Origin of the sequence: Eggerthella sp. BIOML-A1, assembly GCF_009875595.1 — a bacterium.
GTDB classification, from domain to species: domain Bacteria; phylum Actinomycetota; class Coriobacteriia; order Coriobacteriales; family Eggerthellaceae; genus Eggerthella; species Eggerthella lenta.
Window position 1 is genome coordinate 1 of the sequence record NZ_WWRZ01000027.1, and the last position, 1659, is coordinate 1659.

Annotated in this window: 3 protein-coding genes; all 3 read left to right on the forward strand. The window is 39.5% G+C overall.

Annotated features, from left to right (window positions below):
- A partial coding sequence (locus GT590_RS14195) for a DUF1372 family protein (RefSeq protein ID WP_205217248.1) occupies positions 1–366 on the forward strand: 366 nt, incomplete at its 5' end.
- A complete protein-coding gene (locus tag GT590_RS14200) occupies positions 363–1112 on the forward strand; it encodes a site-specific DNA-methyltransferase (protein ID WP_129984614.1) in 750 nt (249 codons plus the stop codon). The genes GT590_RS14195 and GT590_RS14200, both read left to right, overlap by 4 nt.
- A 45-nt stretch (positions 1113–1157) precedes the next feature.
- Positions 1158–1619: a DNA (cytosine-5-)-methyltransferase gene (gene dcm, locus GT590_RS14205; protein WP_129984615.1), complete on the forward strand. Its 462-nt coding sequence runs from the start codon at positions 1158–1160 to the stop codon at positions 1617–1619.
- Positions 1620–1659 lie beyond the last annotated feature (40 nt).

Here is a 1659-nt window from a genome sequence, read left to right on the forward strand (position 1 = left end):
ATTAAGGATATAGCTTGCGATAGTTCTCAGATGGGAGTGAGGTTAGGGGGACAGATGACTAAACGAGAATGGTTTATCGAAATTGCGAAAATTGCGTTACTTCTGAGCAGTGTTTTGCTTCTTATGGTAGTAATATACTCACAGGGCTACAACACCGCAAAATCCGAAATGCAACGTCCAATCATCCACGTAGTCGACAACGCAGGCGGTGTGATGGTGGGTGAGATTACAGACAAAGAAATTATAGAGGGACGCTACACGGTCACTGCTGGCGCTTATGGTAAGTTTTTAGTTACTAAAGAACAGTACGAAAGCCTCAAGGTTGGTGACCCGATACCAGAATTTTTGAAAGGACGGGAAGAATGAAATTTGAATTATTTAATGACCACTTTGAGAATTCGAAGCGGTATAACATCCCACGGGCTCAGCTGATTATTGCTGATATACCGTATAACTTAGGAAACAATGCTTATGCCAGTGATCCGCGTTGGTATAAGGATGGTGATAATGCGAATGGCGAAAGTAAATTGGCTGGCAAGTCATTCTTTGATACAGATAATGATTTCAAAATCAATAATTTCTTTGATTTTTGCAGTCGGCTGTTGAAGAAAGAACCTAAAGAAAAGGGCAAAGCCCCAGCAATGATTGTATTCCACGCATGGCAACAGAGGGATATGGTTATCGAGTGTGGCAAAAAGCATGGATTTAACAATGCCTATCCGCTATATTTTACCAAGAAATCTAGCCCGCAAGTCTTAAAAGCAAATATGAAGATTGTGGGAGCTGTGGAAGAAGCTACAGTATTGTATCGTGACAAGTTACCGAAATTTAACAACAATGGTGCTATGGTACTCAATCATGCGCCTTGGGAAAAAGACAGTGCTTATCCAACTATCCACCCTACACAAAAACCAATTCCAGTGCTTAAACGGTTGATTGAGATCTTTACAGATGAGGAAGACGTTGTCATTGACCCAGTAGCAGGAAGTGGGTCAACATTGAGGGCTGCAATCGAGATGAATCGGTCGGCTTATGGATTTGAAATTAAGAAGGAATTTTACAAGAAGGCAAAAGAGCAGATGTTATCTAGTTATCAGCCCAGTTTGTTTTGAGAAGGCAGAGCAGATGACGATATATGATTTTTTGGAGGAAAATAAATGATTAAAGTATTTGAAGCATTTAGCGGTATAGGAACGCAACGGATGGCGTTAAGAAACTTAGGTATTGAACATGAAGTAGTAGCAATTGCAGAGATAGATAAATATGCTTTAGCGAGTTACGAGGCAATTCATGGAGATTGTCCAAATCTAGGAGATATTAGTAGAATCGAACCAAACACGATTCCTGATCACGATTTATTTACTTATAGTTTTCCGTGTCAAGATATTTCAGTAGCTGGAAAACAAGCTGGGCTTGACATTGATAGCGGTACACGCTCAGGATTGCTATGGGAATGCCAAAAAGTGATTGCAACTAAAAAACCTAAGTATCTGCTTATGGAAAATGTCAAAAATCTTGTAGGTAAAAAGCATAAGCCAAACTTTGATAAATGGTTAGAGTGGCTAGAAAGTCAAGGTTATACAAACTACTGGCAAGTGCTCAATGGGCGTGTTAAATAGAAATATTTAATATTATTATTGCGGAATTAAGCGAGAAAGC